Consider the following 17,607-nt stretch of genomic DNA (forward strand, 5'->3'; position numbering starts at 1 on the left):
CGCGATATCAAGGTCCGTGTCAGGCTGTCCGCGTGCGCACGCTGATGACCATGTCGCTCCTGCTGGCCGCCGTTCTCGGGGCCTGCGCCGCCGCGCCGGTGAGCGAGGCGGCCCCGCCGGAGAAGTTGAAGGTGCAGGTGCTGTCGCGGCTGCCCCACGACCCGGGCGCCTTCACCCAGGGCCTCGAGTTCTCCGGGGAGACGCTGTACGAGGGCACCGGTCTGGTCGGGAAGTCGTCGATGCGGGCCGGGCCCGCGGGCGCGGCGCCGACGGTCCGGCAGGAACTGCCCGGCCTGTTCGGCGAGGGCATCACCGTGCTGGGGCCGACGGCCTGGCAGATCACCTGGCAGGACGGCGTGGCGATCGAACGCGACGCCAAGACGCTGGCCGAGCTGAGGCGCGTGACGTACACCGGCGAGGGCTGGGGCCTGTGCCACCGCGACGGACAGCTGGTGATGAGCGACGGCTCGTCGAAGCTGACCTTCCGCGACCCCGTGTCCTTCGCGCCGACGGGCGGTGTCGATGTCGGGCGTGACCAGCTGAACGAGCTGGAATGCGTCGGCGGCTCCGTGTACGCGAACGTCTGGCAGACCGACCGGATCCTGCGGATCGACGCCGCGACCGGGCGGGTCACCGGCGAAATCGACGCTTCCGGGCTGCTCACTCCCGAGGAACGGAGCTCCGCCGACGTGCTCAACGGCATCGCGGCGGTGCCAGGGACCGACGAGTTCGTGCTCACCGGCAAGCTCTGGCCAAGGATGTTCCGCGTGAAATTCGTCCCGGCCGCCTAGAAAGCAGTGGTGAACGCGCGAAGCGAGACCCGCGTAAGGCAGGATTGAAGCGTGGGAATCTTCGGCTCGAACTCTGGACCCGACGGCACGCCTTCCGGCAGGCCGGGCAAGGAGCGTGGCCGCAAGAGCAAGCGGAAGTGGACGCCGGAGCCGGGAGCCGCCCAGGCGCGTGACTGGTCCGCGCCGCCGCCGACCCGCGTCGATCAGCAGCCGGTGCCGCCCGCGGCCCGTCCGCCGCACCAGCCCCAGTACCAGCCGCATCCGGCCGGGCCGACCGCCGACGAAGCGCGCACCAGCGCGATCCCGATGGGACACCACCAGCCACCGCCGCCGCCTCCGCCGCCGAGGACGCCTCCCCGTGGCGCGCGGCCGTATCCGGATCCTTCGCAGCGTCAGACCGAACCCGTCCGGCGTCGTCCGGGCGGGTTCTACGACGAGCACCCGCCGGGCAGCGGCGAGTACGAGCACTACGACACCGGCGGTTACGCGGGTGAGCCGCGGGTCGCCGAAGAGCAGCCGCAGGAACACCCCACGACCGCGGTTCCGCCTCGGGCGGGCGCCCTGCCGCGGATGCCGAAGAAGATCACGGTCACCCGGGTCGCGGCGATGCGCAGCCGTCAGCTCACCGGGCAGGCCGTCGGCGCCTTCCAGCGCGCGACGAAGGCCGACGGCGCCGACAAGTCGGGCCTCACTTCGCTGACGTACGCGGTGATGCTGAACTACGCCAGCGACGCCGCGATGGCGATCGCGCTGGCCAACACCTTGTTCTTCGCCGCCACCAGCGGGGAGAGCAAGGGCAAGGTCGCGCTCTACCTGCTCATCACGATCGCCCCGTTCGCGCTGGTCGCGCCGGTGATCGGCCCGGCGCTGGACAAGATCCAGCGCGGCAGGCGGCTCGCGATGTGCGTGTCCTCGGCGGGCCAGGCGCTGATGGCGATCGTGATGGCGCTGCACTTCGACGACTGGCTCCTGTACCCGGCGGCGCTGGGCATGATGGTGCTCTCGAAGTCGTTCACCGTGCTCAAGGCCGCGGTGACACCACGGGTGCTGCCGCCCGAGATCACGCTGTCGAAGACCAACGCGCGGCTGACCGTGTTCGGCCTGGTCGCGGCCGGCGCGTTCGGCGCGCTGGCGAGCGGCGTCAACGCGATCTGGGGCTCGCAGGGCGCGCTGTGGTTCACCATGCTGATCTGCGTCGCCGCCGCGGTGCAGTCGATGCGCATCCCGTCCTGGGTCGAGAAGACCGAGGGCGAGGTGCCGGCGTCGCTGTCCGCGCATCCCGAGCGACGGGTCAAGAAGCAGCGGCAGCCGATGGGGCGGCAGATCGTCGTCTCGTTGTGGGGCAACGGCACCGTCCGCGTGCTGACCGGGTTCCTGATGATGTTCTCCGCGTTCGCGGTGAAGGCGCAGGCCGAAGGCAGCGGGCAGAGCCCGTTCGACCAGTTGCTGCTGCTCGGCATCATCGGCGCCGCGGCGGGTGTCGGCGGTTTCCTCGGCAACGCGCTGGGTTCGCGGCTGCACTTCGGCAAACCGGATCAGGTGATCCTGGCGTGTGTCGGGGCTTGTCTCGGCATCGCGGTCATCGCCACCGTGGCGGCCGGGCTGGCGACGGCGGCGATCGTCGCGCTCGTCGGCGCGACCGCGAGCGCGCTGGCGAAGATCAGCCTCGACGCCGTGATCCAGGAAGACCTGCCGGAAGAGTCGCGCGCGTCGGCGTTCGGACGGTCGGAGACCGTGCTGCAGATGTCGTGGTGCTTCGGTGGCGCCGTCGGTCTGCTGCTGCCGCCGACGTACTGGATCGGCTTCCTGGTGCTGTCGATCCTGCTGGCCGTCGGGTTCACGCAGACGTTCATGGTCCGGCGCGGGACTTCGCTGGTCCCGGGTCTCGGCGGCGACCGGCCGCTGCGTCCGGAGCCGACCAGCGAATCGCCGATCCCCTCGCAGCCCGGTGACTCCCGGTGGCGGCCGGGCTCGTAATCTTCACCGTATGCGGCGACTTCGTATTTTGGCCCTGCTCGCGGCGGGTGGTTTCGTGGTGGCCGGTTGTGCGGCCCCCGGCCCCGAAGAGGTGACCTTCTTCGCCGACGGCAAGACGGTGAACGTCTCCCCGCTGGCCTCGTGCGACATCAAGAGCAACCAGTGCACCACCAGGCCCGACGCCGCGGGCAAGCTGCGGATCCGGCCGGGGAAGCCGGTGCAGATCTCGGTGCCGGGCGCGATCGCGGAAACGCCGTGGAAGGTCACGGTGCAGTACGTGAACGGCAAGGGCGAGCCGCAGGAGCTCAAGCAGGACATCATCACGTCGCTGGACCGGTTCGCCTACACCGTGAAGACACCCCGGCCCGACGACCAGATCCTCGTCGTCGAGGTCGCGCAGGCTTCGGTGATCAGCCAGACCGGACGTCCGGAGGACGCCGAGGCGGTCACGACGGCGATCTGGTCGCTGCAGGTCGAGCCGCCCGCCGTCTGAGGGAGCAAGGGACCTTTGCTACCACCCGCGGCCTCTCGGCGCGGTTGACCTGCGTGGCAAGTCCGTGAAGGCCTCCTTGAGGGACTCTGGGTCCCTCAAGGAGGCCTTCACGGACCACTACGGGAGCGCGGCCGATCAGGGATCGAGGTCCCGGGCGACGGCGCGCATGATCTCGGCGATCTGCTTGGTGTTCTTGCGGTCCGGGTAGCGGTTGCGCCGCAGGTCCGGCTGCACCTTGAGCTCGAGCAGCTTGATCATGTCCTCGATGAGCCCGTGCAGCTCCTCGGCGGGACGGCGGCGCGCCTCGGCGACCGAAGGCGGCGGGTCCAGCAGCCGGACGGAGAGCGCTTGCGGCCCGCGGCGGCCGTCGGCGACACCGAACTCGAGGCGCTGGCCTGCCTTGAGCCCTTCGACGCCTTGTGGCAGCGCGGCTTTGCGGATGTAGACGTCGGCGCCCCCATCCTGGGTGACGAAACCGAAACCCTTCTCCGCGTCGTACCACTTGACCTTGCCGGTCGGCACTTCCCTCACCAGTCCTTTGCTGTCCTGCTCACAACGAACGCGCCCGGGGCGTACCCAGGGCGCGCGTCCCATAAGCGTATCTCGCCACATGCCCTGTGGAGAAGCGGATACCGGCGGATACCCTCTCCTTCATGGAGACCGCAGTAAAGGAGGCCGCCGTGGCCGTTCCCGAAAAGCCCGGCAAACCGATCCTCATGCGCGTCGGCATCGGCCTGTTCGCGCTCGGCATGATCGCCGTCACAGCGGTTTTCGTCCTGTTCGCCGCCGGGCTGGAGAATCTGCCGGTGTGGCTGTCCGCCGCGGCGGGCGTCATCACTCCGCTGGGGCTCGCACTCGGCCTGATCGCCCTTATCCGCGAGGCTCGCCGAAAGAGCTGAACCAGCCGGGGAACTCGGTCAGCGAGTCGAACACCACGTCGGCTCCTTCCGCGAGCAGCTCTTCCTTGGTGCACGGGCCCGTCGTGACTCCGACCGGGACCGCGCCCGCAGCCAGCGCGCCGCGAATGTCGCCGACGTGATCCCCGACGTAGACGCGGGCACCGTGCGCGGTGAGCGCGGCGGCCTTCTCCGTCGACCACAGCTCTCCGACCAGGACGTCGACCTCGAACCCGAGCGCGTCCAGGTGGAGTTTCGCGTTGGGCCCGTATTTGCCGGTGACGACGACCGTGCGCCCACCCGCCTCGCGGACCGCGTGCAGTGCTTCGGCCGCGCCGGGCATCGCGACCGTCACCGGCACGACCGTCTCCGGGTACATCGCGCGGAACCGCGCCACCAGCTCCGGGATCCGCTCCTCCGGCGCGCCGAAGCCGCGCAGGCTGGCGTCGAGGGGCGGGCCGAGGTTGTCCGCGAAGTATTCGCCGTCCAGCGGCAGGCCGGACTCCACGCCGAGCGCGTTCATCACCGCGACCATGCCCGGCCGCGGATCGATCAGTGTCATGTCGAGGTCGAACCCCACGGTGATGCCCACCCGGCCACGGTAGCCGCCACCACCGACTGATTTACATCGGCTGGGTACTCGTCAATTTCTTTGACATGGACGTGATCTGTGTCAAGCTGGAAGTGTGGGCGAGATCACGAGCTTCTCCGATCGGACCAAGGCCTCTCTGCGGGAGGCACTGCTCGACGCGGCCACCGAGCTGCTCACCGAGCACGGCTACACGGCCCTGCGGATGGCGGACGTCGCCGCCCGCGCCGGAGTGAGCAGACAGACCGTCTACAACGAGTTCGGCAACAAGGGCACGCTCGCCGAAGCCGTGGTCCTCCGGACGACTTCGGAGTTCCTGGAAGGCATCCGCCTGCGCGTCCAGGACGCCCGGGACCTGCGCGACGGGATCCGCGAGGCCGTCGTCTACACGATCGAGCACGCCCGCGAGAACCGGCTCGTCGCCACCACGCTGGGCACCGAAGCGGGCGAGGACCTCCTTCCCCTGCTCACCACCAAGGGCGAACCGATCCTGACCGCGGCCACCGAGGTCGCGGCCGGGCAGTACCGCGAGTTCGAGCCGTCGCTCTCCCCGGAATCCGCCGCGTTGCTGGCGGAGACCGTCGTGCGGCTTTCCCTGTCCCATCTCGTCATGCCGACGCATTCGGCCGACGAGGCGGCGGCGGCGGTCGTCGCCGTGCTGGCACCCGCGATACGGGCGCTGACCACCGATTCGAAGGGGACGTCATGACCGGCACTCTTTCCGAGCTGCGGACCGGGTTTTCCTCACTGCGCAAGGGCGGGCTGAACTGGGACTCGTTCCCGCTGCGGCTGTTCGTCAAGGGCAACAAGAAGTTCTGGAACCCCGCCGACATCGACTTCTCCCGCGAACGCGAGGGCTGGGAAACCCTCAACCCGGAACAGCAACGGTCGGCGACCTACCTGGTGGCGCAGTTCATCGCCGGGGAAGAGGCCGTCACCGAAGACATCCAGCCGTTCATGCGGGCGATGTCGGCGACCGGCCGTTTCGGCGACGAGATGTACCTGACGCAGTTCTGTTTCGAAGAGGCCAAGCACACCGAGGTGTTCCGCCGCTGGATGGACGCCGTCGGGCTCACCGAGGACCTGCATCCGTACGTCGCGGAGAATCCCCATTACCGCAAGCTTTTCTACGAAGAGCTGCCGCAGTCGCTGCGGGCGCTGGAGGACGATCCCAGCCCGCTCAACCAGATCCGCGCGAGCGTCACCTACAACCACGTCATCGAAGGCAGTCTCGCGCTGACCGGGTACTACTCGTGGCAGCTGATCTGCACGCAGCACGACATCCTGCCGGGAATGCAGGAACTGGTGCGCCGTATCGGCGACGACGAACGCCGTCACATGGCCTGGGGCACCTTCACCTGCCGTCGCCACGTCGCCGCGGACGATTCGCTGTGGGACGCGGTGCAGCAGCGGATGGGCGAGCTGCTTCCGCACGCGCTGGGCATGATCCAGTGGGTGCAGGACCAGTTCGAGGAGATCCCGTTCGACAACGATCCCGAGGAGATCATCCAGTACGCGGCCGACCGGGCACAGCGGCGGCTCGGCGCGATCGAGTCCGCGCGCGGGATGCCGGTGGAGCAGATCGACCTCGACTACTCGCCGGAGAACCTCGAAGAGACCTTCGGCGAAGAAGACGCGAAGGCGATCGCCGCGGCTGCCGCCAACTCCGCCGCCTAGGAAGAGCTGAAGGACGCTTTCCCCGCGTCACATGCGGCGAAGGACGCTTTCACTGCATCACATGCGGTGAAAGCGTCCTTCAGCCCCTACCCGGCGGGCCAGTAGACGGCGTGAGTGCGGCCGTTTTCGTTGTCGGACAAGCCGACGATCGTCCCGTTCGCCGCGATGTGGGTGGCGACGCTGTAGGAACCGCCCGGCAGCGCACCGAGGACCGTCGGGGTGCCGTCTGCCGACCACTTCGTCGCGATGTTGTTCTCCAGGCCCACGACCGTTCCGGTCCGATCGATGTCGTAACCCAGTCCGCGCGCGGTCGAAAGCGTCGTACGGGTTCCCGCGCGGTTCCACTTGGCCGGGCTCTCCGTGCCGAACACCAGATAACCACCGCCGGCCGAGACACCGGCGTTGTTCACCGCGCGCGCCCAGCCCGGATCCCGTTCCGGCCACTCGAGCCAGGTCGTCCGCCCGTCACGTTCCCAGCTGACGGGTTTCGGATTGCCGTTCACGTCGTCGGCGCTTCCGACGATCACCCCGAAGTCGTTCATGTCCTCCGGAGTGCTGCGCGGATTGCCCGGGGAAAGATCGGTGATCGCACCGGCGAGGTTCCAGCGCACGACGTGGTTGTTCCCGGCGGCGTCCGAAGCCGTCCCGGCGACGGTCCTGCCGTCCGGGGTGATCCATTGCGCGTTGGCGTAGGACCCGCCCGGCAGCCCGCCGAGGTCCACCACCTTGCCGTCCGGGTTCCACCGCATGGCGTGGATCTTCCCGTCCGCCGCCCGTCCGGCGCCGACGATCACCCCGCCGTCGGTGATCGCGTTCGCGGTCGCGTAGTCCCCGCCCGTCAGGTAGGGCAGCGCGGTGACCGTCCCGTCCGGCGCCCACTTGACCGCCGCCTGGTTCCAGGCCGCGTCCTTGTGCGCCCAGCCGACCGCGACGCCGACGCGGTTGACGTCCGTCGCCTTGCTCTGCTCGCCGCCGAGAGCGGGCAACGCGGAGATCCGGCCCCGCGCGTCCCATTTCGCCGCGTGGTACTTGATCTGACCTTCGAGCGGCGTCGACGAGCCGACCATGACGCCGTCGTCGTTGCTCGCGTTGACCTCGCTGTACTGGTCCCCAGGCAGTGTTCCGAGATCGATCGGGGCGATCGCGGGAGCGGCCGAGGCCACAGCGGGCACGATCAGCGGCAGGACGGCGAGTGACACGCCCAGGGCAAGAACTCTTCTGCTTCGCTTGAGTGTCATGACTTTCTCCCCTTCGCGGCGGTTCGGATCCACCGCGAAGGGAATACGCGCCGGGACTGTGACAGGTTGCCTTGAAGTGTCAACTCATGGTGAAGGACGCTTTCCCCGCGTCACATGCGGGGAAAGCGTCCTTCACCTGTCTTACGTCAGAGGCCGATCGCGCCGAGAGTGCCGCTCAGGACGCCCTGGTCGTGGCCGCCGTCGGTGCTGGAGTGGGTCTCGTCGGATCCGGCACCGTTCTGGCCTGCCCAGCCACTGTGCTGCCGGTAGTGGCTGTCGCCGTCCCGGTTCGCGGTGGCGGAGGTGTCACTGGTCGCGGCACCGTCCGGGCCCGCGGCCGTCGAGTTCTCGTGGAACGAGCTCGACCCGCGATCGGTGCCGGCCTGCACGCTGTGCGTCGCTGCGCCGTCCGGTCCGGCTTGGACCTCGGTGCTGCCGTAGCTGTCCGCCGAAGCGATGCCGGCGGCTCCGAGCGTCAGCGGCACGGCCAGTGCCGAGGCGGCCAGGGTGCGGCGGATCGTACGCATGAGAATTCCCCTTTTCCTTACGACTGCGGGGTTTCCATCCGGGACGCTGTCACCGTCCCGCTCACAGGCTGCCCACCATCGCGGCGTCCCATGCGTACGAAAACTGTGAACGATCGCACCGCCGGCTCACGCGTGCTCGGTGCCCGCCGCCTTCTCCAGCCCGAGGATGCTGATCGACTCCGCCCGCATCTCGACCTTGCGCACCTTGCCGGTCACCGTCATCGGGAACTCCTCGACGACATGGACGTAGCGCGGGATCTTGTAGCGCGCCAGCTTGCCCTCGCAGAACTCCCGCACCGCTTCGGCCGTCAGCGGCTCCGCGCCCTCGCGCATGCGGATCCACGCCATCAGTTCCTCGCCGTACTTCTCGTCCGGGACACCGATCACCTGCGCGTCGAGGATGTCCGGATGGGTGTACAGGAACTCCTCGATCTCGCGCGGGTACAGGTTCTCGCCGCCGCGGATGACCATGTCCTTGATCCGGCCGGTGATGTTGACGTACCCGTCGGCGTCCATGATCGCGAGGTCGCCGGTGTGCATCCACCGCGCCGCGTCGATCGCCTCGGCCGTCTTGTCGGCCTGTTCCCAGTAACCCAGCATCACCGAGTAGCCGCGGGTGCAGAATTCGCCCGGTTCGCCGCGCGGCACGGTCAGCCCGGTCTCCGGATCGACGACCTTGACCTCCAGATGCGGCCCGACCCGCCCGACCGTCGACACCCGCCGCTCCACCGAGTCGTCCGCGCGGGTCTGCGTGGACACCGGCGACGTCTCGGTCATGCCGTAGCAGATCGACACCTCCGCCATACCCATCCGGTCGATGACCTGCTTCATCACCTCGACCGGGCACGGCGAGCCCGCCATGATCCCGGTGCGCAGGGAAGACAGGTCGTGGGAGGCGAAGTCCGGGTCGGCCAGTTCGGCGATGAACATCGTCGGAACCCCGTACAGGGACGTGCATTTCTCGGCCGCGACGGCTTCGAGGGTGGCCTTCGGTTCGAACGCGGGCGCCGGGATGACCATGCAGGCGCCGTGGCTGGTCGCCGCGAGATTGCCCATCACCATGCCGAAACAGTGGTAGAAGGGCACGGGGATGCAGATCTTGTCGGCTTCGGTGTAGTTGCAGAGTTCACCGACGAAGTAGCCGTTGTTGAGGATGTTGTGGTGGCTCAGCGTGGCGCCCTTGGGGAAACCCGTGGTGCCGGACGTGTACTGGATGTTGATCGGGTCGTCCGCGGAGAGCTCGCTTTGCCGCTTCACCAGTGGCGCGCGGTCGGCTTTGCCGCCGATCTCCAGCAGCGACGGCCACTCGGGGCTGTCGAGCAGCACGACGTGTTCCAGCGCCGGGCATTTCGGGCCCGCTTCGGCGATCATGCCCGCGTAGTCCGAGGTCTTGAACGAGTTCGCGGCCACGATGAGCTTGATCCCGGCCTGCTTCAGCACGTATTCGAGTTCGTGCGAGCGGTACGCCGGGTTGATGTTGACCAGGATCGCGCCGATCTTCGCGGTGGCGTACTGGACGCAGGTCCACTCCCACCGGTTCGGCGACCAGATGCCGACGCGGTCGCCCTTGGCGATCCCGAGGTCGAGCAGGCCCAGCGCGAGCGCGTCCACCTCGGCGGCGAGTTCGGTGTAGGTCCAGCGTTTCCCGGCGGCGCGGTCGACGAGCGCGTCCCGGTCGCCGAAGGCGGCGACGGTGCGATCGAAGTTGTCACCGATGGTGTCCCCCAGCAGCGGGGTTTCCGAGATTCCCGATGCGTAGCTCGGTACTGCGGGGGCGTCGGACATGGAGACTCCTGCGTTCGGCGGCATCGACGCGTCGAGTCTAAGAACGCGGCGTGACGGCGGCCACCTGCAAGTGGAGACCACCTCAGGGGAAACCCGGAGGCCGGTTCCGGCGGTGGCCGATATCGTCGGGGACATGCGCCTCTACATCGTCGACGCCTTCACCTCCGAAGCCTTCGCCGGTAACTCCGCCGGCGTCGTGCTGCTGGACTCGCCGGGCGACGCGGGCTGGATGCAGTCGGTCGCCGCCGAGTTGAAGCACGCCGAGACGGCCTTCGTCGAGGCCGGTGGCGAAGGCCCGAAGTCGCTTCGCTGGTTCACGCCGGAGACCGAAGTCGACCTGTGCGGGCACGCGACGCTGGCGACCACCCACGTCCTCGGCGGCGAGCAGACCTTCACGACGAGAAGCGGCGAGCTGCGCTGCCGCGCCGAAGACGGCTGGGTGTCGATGGACTTCCCGGCGGATCCGCCCCGCGAGTCGGACGACGATCTGTCGTCGATCCTGCCGGGCCTGGAGTTCGAGTACGTCGGGCGCAGCCACCAGAACCTGTTCGCGGTGGTGGACGACGCTGCCGTGGTGCGCTCGCTCGCCCCGGACCTGGCCGCGCTGCGCGCGCACTGGAACGGACGGCTGATGGTCACCGCACCGGGTGACGTGGACGGGATCGACTTCGTCACCCGCTTCTTCGCGCCGGGCGTCGGCATCGACGAAGACCCGGTCACCGGCTCCGCGCACTGTGTCCTCGCGCCGTACTGGGCCGCCCGCCTCGGCCGGGACAAGCTCGTCGGCGAACAGGCTTCGGCCCGCGGCGGCATCGTCCGGATGAGTCTCGAAGGCGACCGCGTCCTGCTTTCGGGGCAGGCGGTCACCGTGGCCAGCGGGGAGTTGCACGTCTGATGCGCCTGATCCTGAACGTCATCTGGCTCGTGCTGTGCGGCCTGTGGATGGCACTCGGCTACATCGTCGCCGGCGTCATCTGCTGCATCCTGATCGTCACCATCCCGTTCGGGCTGGCGTCGTTCCGGATCGCGGCCTACGCGCTCTGGCCGTTCGGCCGCACCGTGGTGGACCGGCGCGACGCCGGGGCCGCGTCGACGATCGGCAACGTCATCTGGTTCCTCTTCGCCGGCTTGTGGCTGGCGATCGGGCACGTGCTGACCGGGGTGGCGCTGTGCGTCACGATCATCGGGATCCCGCTGGGCGTGGCGAACTTCAAGATGATCCCGGTCTCGCTGATGCCGCTGGGCAAGGAGATCGTGGAACTTCCCTGACGTCTCAGTCTTCGGGCTCCCACGGCAGCGGCACGATGAGGCAAGGTCCGCCGACGAACAACCCGCCGTCGATCCCCAGCGCCTTCCCGCCCGCGTAGAGATACGGCCCCTCGATCTGCGCGGGGTGGATCCCCAGCTGGTCCGCGATGACGCTGTGCCCGTGCACGATCCGCTCGCCGCCGAGCCGGTCCATGAGCTGCTGCGCGACATCGGCGCCTTCCGGGCCGCGGAAGGCGTACCGCGTGGTCATCCGCCGCCAGACGTCCCACCAGGACTCGATGTCGCTGCCTTCGAGGATCTCGCGGCCTCGCGCGTTGATCCCGTCGATGTCCTCGCCCCAGCCGAGGTACTCGAGCGTGTCCGAATGCATCAGCAGGTGATCGGCGGCCAGCGTCAGCATCGGGCGCGACGACAGCCATTCGATGTGCTGCGGGGTGAGCCTGTCCTGGTCTTCGAGCAGCCCGCCGTTGATCTCCCAGCTGCGCGCGAAGCTGCGCGGCCCGAAGTCGGACGGCACCTCGGTGTCGCCGAAGTGGTACATGCCGAGCAGCAGGATCTCGTGGTTGCCCAGCAGCGTCCCGCAGTGCCCGCCCGCCGTCGCGGCCTGGCGTTCCAGCCGCATCACCAGGTCGATCACGCCGACACCGTCGGGCCCCCGGTCGACGAAGTCGCCGAGGAACCACAGCGTCGCTTCGCCGCCGGACCAATCGTCGTCGGAGTCGAGCAGCCCCTTCTCCCGGAGCGCCTCGGCCAGCTCGTCCCGGTGTCCGTGCACGTCACCGACCACATAGGTCGGGGACGCGGGCTGATCGTCGTGCATCGTCTGACGATACCTGCCGTGCCGCTCAGCCCTCGCCGAACGGGTCGCCGGTGCGCCCGACCAGATCGGCGATCGAGTCGATGATCATGGTCGGCCGGTACGGGTAGTGCTCCGCGCTCTCCCGCGTGGAGATGCCGGTGAGCACGAGGATGGTCTGCAATCCGGCCTCGATTCCCGAGTGGACGTCGGTGTCCATCCGGTCGCCGATCATCAGCGTCGACTCCGAATGCGCGCCGAGCCGCCGCAATGCGGAACGCATCATCAGCGGGTTCGGCTTGCCGACGTAGTACGGCGAGCGGCCGGTCGCCTTCTCGATCAGCGCGGCGACCGAACCGGTGGCGGGCATCGAGCCCTCCATGCTCGGGCCGGTGGCGTCCGGGTTGGTGGCGATGAACTTCGCGCCGCCCTCGATCAGCCGGATCGCGCGGGTGATCGCGCTGAAGCTGTACGTTCGCGTCTCGCCGAGGACCACGTAGTCGGGGTCGCGTTCGGTCAGCACGTAGCCGACCTCGTGCAGCGCCGTGGTCAGGCCGGCTTCGCCGATCACGAACGCCGAGCCGTTCGGCCGCTGCGACGCGAGGAACTTCGCGGTCGCCAGCGCGGAGGTCCAGATGGCCTCCTCGGGGATGTCGAGACCGGTCCGCTCGAGCCTCGCCCGCAGGTCACGCGGGGTGTAGATCGAGTTGTTGGTCAGCACCAGGAAGCCGATGTCGTTGGCGCGCAGCTCCTTGAGGAACTCGTCCGCGCCGGGCACGAGGTGCTCCTCCTGGACCAGCACGCCATCCATGTCGCTGAGGTATGTCCAACGGCGCTCGTTCATGCGTCCCACCCTAATGATCCGAGACGGCGTGAACAGCCACGGACGCCGCCTTGACCGAAAGATTGACCGGTGTCCCGGGTTCGAGCGCCAGTTCGGCGACCGCGGCCGGGGTGAGATCGGCGGCGAGACCGGCCGCCCAGTCGTCACCGCGAGCACGGACGCGGATCACCGGTCCGTGTGGTTCGAGCGCGTCGACGATTCCCTCGACGGTGTTGCGCGGGCTGCCTCGGCGCTCACCGTCCCGCAGGTACACGGCGACGGCGCTGGGCGCGAAGACGGCGACAGCTGCTTCGCCCTCGACAACGTCCTCGGCCGGGATGCCGGCCAACTGCCCGCCTGACGTGCGCAAACCGCCTTCGACGGCGACGCCGGGCACCAGGTTCAGCCCGGCGATCCGCGCGGTGAACGCCGTACGCGGCGCGGAGAGGACCTTCCTGGTCTCGCCGCGTTCGACGATCCGGCCGCCGTCCAGGACGGCGACGTGATCGGCCAGCGCCAGCGCGTCGAGCGGGTCGTGGGTGACCAGGACGGTCGGCGGCCCGGACCGCAACACCCGTCGAAGCAGGCCGCGGATGGCCGGTGCCGCGTCGACGTCCAGGGCGGCGAAGGGCTCGTCGAGCAGCAGAAGCCCCGGCTCGGCGGCCAGCGCCCGCGCGATCGCGACCCGTTGTGCCTGCCCACCGGAGAGTTGCGCGGGACGCCGTCCGGCCAGTTCCAGCGCGTCCACTTCGGTCAGCCACTCCCGCGCGCGCCGCTTCGCCTCGGCACGCCCTGCTCCGGTCGCGCGCGGCGCGAAGGCGACGTTGTCCACTGCGGACAGATGCGGGAAGAGCAGGGCGTCCTGGGAGAGCAGGCCGATACCGCGCGCGTGCGGCGGCAGGCCCGCCAGGGCGCGGCCGTCGAGCGTGATCCGCGCCCGATCGGGCCGGAGCAGACCGGCGAGGCAGCCGAGCACACTGGACTTCCCCGACCCGTTCGGGCCGAGCAGCGCGAGCACTCCGCCGTCAGGGACTTCGAAGCCGACGTCCAAGGTGAACTCGCCGCGCCGGAGGACGATCTCGGCCGAGAGGGTCACGACCGGACTCCTTCGAGCGCGCGCGGCCGGGCGAGCGCGATCACCGCGACGGCGACCAGGATGAGCAGCAACGCGAGCGCCACGGCGCTGTCGACGTCGACCTCCGCCTGGGTGTAGACCTCCAGCGGCAGGGTCCGCGTCACCCCTTCCAGGCTGCCGGCGAAGGTGATCGTCGCGCCGAACTCGCCCAGCGCCCGCGCGAAGCTGAGCACGATGCCCGAACCGAGCGCGGGCAGCAGCAACGGCAGCGTGACCCGGCGGAACACCGTCCACGGTTTGGCGCCCAGCGTCGACGCGACCCGCTCGTACCGGTCACCGGCGCCGCGGAGGGCTCCTTCGAGGCTGACCACCAGGAACGGCATCGCGACGAACGTCTGCGCGATGACCACCGCCGCCGTGGTGAACGGCACCTGCTCGCCGGTCAGCGTGGTCACCAGGATGCCGAGGAAACCCTTGCGGCCCAGCAGGTACAGCAGCGCCAGCCCGCCGACCACCGGCGGCAGGACCAGCGGAAGCAGCACCACCGCGCGCAGCACGCGGACCCCGCGCGCCCCCGAACGCGCGAGCACCACGGCGAGCGGGACGCCGAGCAGCACACAGACCACAGTGGACAGTCCGGCGGTGATCAGCGAGAGCTTGAGCGCGTTCAGCGACGACGTCGAGGTGATGAGGCTCGGAAAACGCGTCAGGTCCGAGCGCACCAGCAGGCCGACGACCGGCAGCACCACCAGCGCCAGCGCGCAGATCGCGGGCGGCCAGAGGACCCAGGGAACCCCCGCGTTCAGTCCTCTGAATGCGGTCCTTGCGCGTGCATCTACCGCATCCAGAGGACGAAACGCGGAGTCAGGGCGTGCCAAAACCGACCTTCGCCAGTTCTTTCTTGCCTTCCTCGCCGAGGACGAAGTCCCTGAAGAGCCCGGCGAGCTGCGCCTGCGGAGCGTCCTTCACCACCGCGATCGGATAGTCGTTGATCGCGCCCGCCGCCTCGGGGAAGTCCACTTTGTCCACCTTCGCGGCCGCCGACGTCGCGTCGGTGACGTAGACGAGCCCGGCGTCGGCGTCGCCCGACTGCACCTTCGCGAGCACCGACTTGACGTCCTGCTCCTCGCTCGCCGGCTTGAGCGTGACCCCGGACGACCGCTGGACCTTCTTCGCCGCCGACCCGCACGGCACCTGCGGCGCGCAGACGACCACGGTCAGCCCGTCCTTCGCGAGGTCGGCCAGGCCCTTGATGCCCTTGGGATTGCCCTTGCCGACCGCGATGGCGAGCCGGTTGGTGGCGAACACCGACGGCTGCCCGTCGATCACCTCACCCTTGGTGGCCTTGTCCATATTGGCCTTGTCGGCGGAAGCGAACACGTCCGCCTTCGCGCCCTGGGTCAGCTTCTGGACCAGCGCCGAGGAGCCCTCGAAGCTGAACTTCACGGTCACCCCGGAGTTCTGCGCCTCGAACCGCTTGCCCAACGCTCCGAACGACTCGGTCAGCGACGCCGCCGCGAACACGGTCAGCGTCCGCGCCCCTTCCTGAGGCGCCGCCTCCGAACCACAGGCCGTCGCGGCCAGCGCCAGCGCGAGCAGGGCGGGGACGACTCTCCTCATCGGCTTCCTTCCGGGGTTTCGATCACGACGGTGGTCGCCTTGACGACGGCTACCGCGAGCACCCCGGGCCGCAGCCCGAGTTCGCGGACGGCCTCGGCGCTCATCAGGGAGACCACGCGATGCGGGCCGCACTGCAGCTCGACCTGTGCCATCACCTTGTCCGTGACGACCTCGGTGACGAGGCCGACGAACCGGTTGCGCGCGGAGCGGCCGACGGTCGACGGATCCTCGGGCTGCTCGGCCTGCGCCTTGGCGAACGCGGCGAGTTCGGCGCCGTCGACGACCTTGCGGCCCGCCGAGTCGTCGAAGGCGGTCAACTGGCCGGCGCGTACCCAGCGGCGGACGGTGTCATCACTGACGCCGAGCAGACGAGCAGCCTCGGATAACCGGAATTGCGGCATGCCGGGAGGATACTTGCCGCAGATGCGGAAAAGCTATGGGCGCGGGGAATCGCCGGTGAGTTCGTCTCGGAGACCATCGAGGACCGCGCTCTGGAATCGCTCCAGCACTTTCCGCTCCTCGGGAGAGAACTGTTCGAGCACCGTCTTCATGTTCGTGTACGCGGATTCGAAGAGCGGCGCGTGCCGTTCCATGGCGCCGGGTACGAGCTCTATCAGGACCTTCCGGCGGTCGACGGTGTCGCGGACGCGGCGGGCGAGCCCCGCCTTCTCGAGCCGGTCCATGACGCCGGTCACAGCGCCCGTCGACAACCCGGTCAGTTCGGCGATCCTGCCCGCTGTCAACGGTCCCGGCGCCTGCCCGGCGAGTTCGAGCACCTTGTGATCGGTGGCGGACAGGCCCATCCGCTCGGCGATGCGCGCGTGCCGGAGAACGGTCAGGGTGCTGCTCTCCCTGCCGAGATGGGCGAACCGGGCCAATTCCTCCGCCGAGAGCGGATATTTCGCCATCCGGAAACCCTTCAGATTCGATATGAAAGAGATTCTAGACAGTCGGTTTTCGCCCGCTCCGGGGTTAGTCTGGTGTCAATGACAGCAGTCGATCTCGGGTTTCCCCGTGTCCCCGGTACACGAGGGCGTCCCAGCGTGCCCAGGCCGGACAATCCCGCTCTGATCGACACCTTCGGCCGCGTGGCGACCGACCTGCGGGTGTCGCTCACCGACAAGTGCAATCTGCGCTGCACCTATTGCATGCCCGCCGAGGGGCTCGAATGGATGCCGAGCGCGGACGTGCTGACCGACGACGAACTCGTGCTGCTGCTGCGGATCGCCGTCGAGCGGCTCGGGATCACCGACATCCGGCTCACCGGCGGCGAACCGCTGCTGCGCCAGGGGCTGGAGAAGATCGTCGAGCGGGTCGCGGCGCTCGAACCGCGGCCGCGGCTTTCCATGACCACCAACGGGATCGGGCTCGCGAAGCGCGCGAAGTCGCTCGCCGACGCCGGCCTGGACCGCATCAACGTCTCGCTGGACACCGTCGACCGCGCGCTGTTCGAGACGATCACGCGTCGCGACCGGCTTTCGCACGTGCTCGCGGGCATGGCCGCCGCGCGCGAAGCCGGGCTGGACCCGGTGAAGGTCAACGCGGTGCTGATGCGCGGGCTGAACGAAGACCAGGCCGTGCCGCTGCTGAAGTTCTGCCTCGCCGAGGGCTACCACCTGCGGTTCATCGAGCAGATGCCGCTGGACGCGCAGCACGGCTGGAACCGGGCCGACATGATCACCGCCGAGGAGATCCTCGGGATGCTCGGCGAGGAGTTCACGCTGTCGCCGTTCCCCGCCGCGCGAGGCGGGGCGCCCGCCGAACGCTGGCTGGTCGACGGCGGACCGGGCGACGTCGGCGTGATCGCGTCGGTGACCCGTCCGTTCTGCGGCGCCTGCGAGCGGACCAGGCTGACCGCGGACGGCGCGGTGCGTTCGTGCCTGTTCAGCAACGACGAGACGGACCTGCGCGCCCTCGTGCGCGCGGGCGCGCGCGAAGAAGAGGTGGCGGACGCCTGGCGGGCGACCATGTGGGGCAAGCTCGCCGGACACGAGATCAACGAGGCCGGGTTCGCGCAGCCGATCCGGCCGATGAGCGCGATCGGCGGCTGA

Annotated in this window: 21 protein-coding genes; 9 read left to right on the forward strand and 12 right to left on the reverse strand. The window is 69.2% G+C overall.

All coding sequences use genetic code 11. The features are described from left to right. The first annotated feature begins 32 nt into the window (after positions 1–32). The 3 genes from ACIRGA_RS21825 to ACIRGA_RS21835 are packed head-to-tail and all read left to right on the forward strand — an operon-like array spanning position 33 to position 3,261. Positions 33–791: a glutaminyl-peptide cyclotransferase gene (locus ACIRGA_RS21825; RefSeq protein WP_400943684.1), complete on the forward strand. Its 759-nt coding sequence runs from the start codon at positions 33–35 to the stop codon at positions 789–791. Between the two features lie 51 nt (positions 792–842). Continuing rightward, positions 843–2,768, forward strand: coding sequence for an MFS transporter (locus ACIRGA_RS21830; RefSeq protein ID WP_400943687.1), 1,926 nt, complete (start codon positions 843–845; stop codon positions 2,766–2,768). Between the two features lie 28 nt (positions 2,769–2,796). Next, the gene (locus ACIRGA_RS21835; protein ID WP_400943800.1) at positions 2,797–3,261 is read left to right on the forward strand and encodes a DUF2771 family protein; all 465 of its coding nucleotides are present in this window, start codon (positions 2,797–2,799) and stop codon (positions 3,259–3,261) included. A 135-nt stretch (positions 3,262–3,396) separates the two neighbouring features. On the opposite strand, the gene ACIRGA_RS21840 is transcribed toward ACIRGA_RS21835, so the two are convergent. Then, entirely contained in the window at positions 3,397–3,783 is a 387-nt protein-coding gene (locus ACIRGA_RS21840) for a cold-shock protein (RefSeq protein WP_016337551.1), read from the reverse strand. 131 nt (positions 3,784–3,914) lie between these two features. Between ACIRGA_RS21840 and ACIRGA_RS21845 the strand changes: the two genes are divergently transcribed. Continuing rightward, positions 3,915–4,160, forward strand: coding sequence for a hypothetical protein (locus ACIRGA_RS21845; protein WP_125683903.1), 246 nt, complete (start codon positions 3,915–3,917; stop codon positions 4,158–4,160). Here the strand turns inward: ACIRGA_RS21845 and ACIRGA_RS21850 are convergent. Next, positions 4,132–4,749, reverse strand: a complete 618-nt coding sequence (locus tag ACIRGA_RS21850; protein ID WP_400943690.1) for an HAD family hydrolase — start codon at positions 4,747–4,749, stop codon at positions 4,132–4,134. The genes ACIRGA_RS21845 and ACIRGA_RS21850 overlap by 29 nt on opposite strands. 94 nt (positions 4,750–4,843) lie before the next feature. Between ACIRGA_RS21850 and ACIRGA_RS21855 the strand changes: the two genes are divergently transcribed. Both ACIRGA_RS21855 and ACIRGA_RS21860 read left to right on the forward strand, forming a co-directional pair. After that, positions 4,844–5,455 carry a TetR/AcrR family transcriptional regulator gene (locus ACIRGA_RS21855; RefSeq protein ID WP_400943693.1) on the forward strand — a complete coding sequence of 204 codons (612 nt, stop codon included), beginning with the start codon at positions 4,844–4,846 and terminating at the stop codon, positions 5,453–5,455. Further along, a complete protein-coding gene (locus tag ACIRGA_RS21860) occupies positions 5,452–6,423 on the forward strand; it encodes a R2-like ligand-binding oxidase (protein WP_400943696.1) in 972 nt (323 codons plus the stop codon). The genes ACIRGA_RS21855 and ACIRGA_RS21860 overlap by 4 nt, the downstream gene beginning before the upstream one ends. A gap of 86 nt (positions 6,424–6,509) precedes the next feature. Here ACIRGA_RS21860 and ACIRGA_RS21865 read toward each other — a convergent pair whose 3' ends face one another. From ACIRGA_RS21865 to ACIRGA_RS21875, 3 genes are all read right to left on the reverse strand, one after another. Further along, the gene (locus ACIRGA_RS21865) at positions 6,510–7,661 is read right to left on the reverse strand and encodes a hypothetical protein (RefSeq protein ID WP_400943699.1); all 1,152 of its coding nucleotides are present in this window, start codon (positions 7,659–7,661) and stop codon (positions 6,510–6,512) included. A gap of 146 nt (positions 7,662–7,807) precedes the next feature. Further along, a complete protein-coding gene (locus ACIRGA_RS21870; RefSeq protein ID WP_400943702.1) occupies positions 7,808–8,188 on the reverse strand; it encodes a hypothetical protein in 381 nt (126 codons plus the stop codon). Positions 8,189–8,314: 126 nt separating this feature from the next. Then, positions 8,315–9,973, reverse strand: coding sequence for an AMP-binding protein (locus tag ACIRGA_RS21875; RefSeq protein ID WP_400943705.1), 1,659 nt, complete (start codon positions 9,971–9,973; stop codon positions 8,315–8,317). A gap of 133 nt (positions 9,974–10,106) precedes the next feature. On the opposite strand from ACIRGA_RS21875, the gene ACIRGA_RS21880 reads away from it, so the two are divergent. Continuing rightward, on the forward strand, positions 10,107–10,868 hold the full coding sequence (locus tag ACIRGA_RS21880; protein WP_400943708.1) for a PhzF family phenazine biosynthesis protein: 762 nt from the start codon (positions 10,107–10,109) through the stop codon (positions 10,866–10,868). Next, on the forward strand, positions 10,868–11,242 hold the full coding sequence (locus ACIRGA_RS21885) for a YccF domain-containing protein (RefSeq protein WP_364211551.1): 375 nt from the start codon (positions 10,868–10,870) through the stop codon (positions 11,240–11,242). The genes ACIRGA_RS21880 and ACIRGA_RS21885 overlap by 1 nt, the downstream gene beginning before the upstream one ends. 4 nt (positions 11,243–11,246) lie before the next feature. Here ACIRGA_RS21885 and ACIRGA_RS21890 read toward each other — a convergent pair whose 3' ends face one another. The 7 genes from ACIRGA_RS21890 to ACIRGA_RS21920 are packed head-to-tail and all read right to left on the reverse strand — an operon-like array spanning position 11,247 to position 16,464. Then, on the reverse strand, positions 11,247–12,062 hold the full coding sequence (locus ACIRGA_RS21890; protein ID WP_400943711.1) for a metallophosphoesterase family protein: 816 nt from the start codon (positions 12,060–12,062) through the stop codon (positions 11,247–11,249). A 25-nt stretch (positions 12,063–12,087) separates the two neighbouring features. Beyond that, positions 12,088–12,882, reverse strand: coding sequence for an HAD-IIA family hydrolase (locus ACIRGA_RS21895; RefSeq protein WP_093938329.1), 795 nt, complete (start codon positions 12,880–12,882; stop codon positions 12,088–12,090). A 10-nt stretch (positions 12,883–12,892) separates the two neighbouring features. Further along, positions 12,893–13,957: a sulfate/molybdate ABC transporter ATP-binding protein gene (locus ACIRGA_RS21900; protein ID WP_400943714.1), complete on the reverse strand. Its 1,065-nt coding sequence runs from the start codon at positions 13,955–13,957 to the stop codon at positions 12,893–12,895. Continuing rightward, positions 13,954–14,742 carry an ABC transporter permease gene (locus tag ACIRGA_RS21905; RefSeq protein WP_400943804.1) on the reverse strand — a complete coding sequence of 263 codons (789 nt, stop codon included), beginning with the start codon at positions 14,740–14,742 and terminating at the stop codon, positions 13,954–13,956. Before ACIRGA_RS21905 ends, ACIRGA_RS21900 begins: the two co-directional genes overlap by 4 nt. 58 nt (positions 14,743–14,800) lie before the next feature. After that, on the reverse strand, positions 14,801–15,556 hold the full coding sequence (modA, locus tag ACIRGA_RS21910; RefSeq protein WP_400943717.1) for a molybdate ABC transporter substrate-binding protein: 756 nt from the start codon (positions 15,554–15,556) through the stop codon (positions 14,801–14,803). Further along, positions 15,553–15,957, reverse strand: a complete 405-nt coding sequence (locus ACIRGA_RS21915) for a molybdopterin-binding protein (protein WP_400943720.1) — start codon at positions 15,955–15,957, stop codon at positions 15,553–15,555. Before ACIRGA_RS21915 ends, modA begins: the two co-directional genes overlap by 4 nt. A gap of 33 nt (positions 15,958–15,990) precedes the next feature. Next, positions 15,991–16,464: a MarR family transcriptional regulator gene (locus ACIRGA_RS21920; RefSeq protein ID WP_400943723.1), complete on the reverse strand. Its 474-nt coding sequence runs from the start codon at positions 16,462–16,464 to the stop codon at positions 15,991–15,993. Positions 16,465–16,599: 135 nt separating this feature from the next. On the opposite strand from ACIRGA_RS21920, the gene moaA reads away from it, so the two are divergent. Further along, positions 16,600–17,607 (forward strand): GTP 3',8-cyclase MoaA, encoded by a 1,008-nt coding sequence (moaA, locus tag ACIRGA_RS21925; protein WP_400943726.1) that lies wholly within the window; start codon positions 16,600–16,602, stop codon positions 17,605–17,607.

It is taken from the genome of Amycolatopsis sp. NPDC102389, from assembly GCF_044765885.1.
In the GTDB taxonomy this organism is placed as follows: Bacteria; Actinomycetota; Actinomycetes; order Mycobacteriales; family Pseudonocardiaceae; genus Amycolatopsis.

Excerpts from the sequence above, each read along its gene's own strand:
- ACIRGA_RS21845 (WP_125683903.1), top strand. The coding sequence starts at position 3,915 with ATGGAGACCGCAGTAAAGGAGGCCGCCGTGGCCGTTCCCGAAAAGCCC.
- ACIRGA_RS21860 (WP_400943696.1), top strand. The coding sequence starts at position 5,452 with ATGACCGGCACTCTTTCCGAGCTGCGGACCGGGTTTTCCTCACTGCGC.
- ACIRGA_RS21865 (WP_400943699.1), bottom strand. The coding sequence starts at position 7,661 with ATGACACTCAAGCGAAGCAGAAGAGTTCTTGCCCTGGGCGTGTCACTC.
- ACIRGA_RS21870 (WP_400943702.1), bottom strand. The coding sequence starts at position 8,188 with ATGCGTACGATCCGCCGCACCCTGGCCGCCTCGGCACTGGCCGTGCCG.
- ACIRGA_RS21875 (WP_400943705.1), bottom strand. The coding sequence starts at position 9,973 with ATGTCCGACGCCCCCGCAGTACCGAGCTACGCATCGGGAATCTCGGAA.
- ACIRGA_RS21880 (WP_400943708.1), top strand. The coding sequence starts at position 10,107 with ATGCGCCTCTACATCGTCGACGCCTTCACCTCCGAAGCCTTCGCCGGT.
- ACIRGA_RS21885 (WP_364211551.1), top strand. The coding sequence starts at position 10,868 with ATGCGCCTGATCCTGAACGTCATCTGGCTCGTGCTGTGCGGCCTGTGG.
- ACIRGA_RS21890 (WP_400943711.1), bottom strand. The coding sequence starts at position 12,062 with ATGCACGACGATCAGCCCGCGTCCCCGACCTATGTGGTCGGTGACGTG.
- ACIRGA_RS21895 (WP_093938329.1), bottom strand. The coding sequence starts at position 12,882 with ATGAACGAGCGCCGTTGGACATACCTCAGCGACATGGATGGCGTGCTG.
- modA (WP_400943717.1), bottom strand. The coding sequence starts at position 15,556 with ATGAGGAGAGTCGTCCCCGCCCTGCTCGCGCTGGCGCTGGCCGCGACG.
- ACIRGA_RS21915 (WP_400943720.1), bottom strand. The coding sequence starts at position 15,957 with ATGCCGCAATTCCGGTTATCCGAGGCTGCTCGTCTGCTCGGCGTCAGT.
- ACIRGA_RS21920 (WP_400943723.1), bottom strand. The coding sequence starts at position 16,464 with ATGGCGAAATATCCGCTCTCGGCGGAGGAATTGGCCCGGTTCGCCCAT.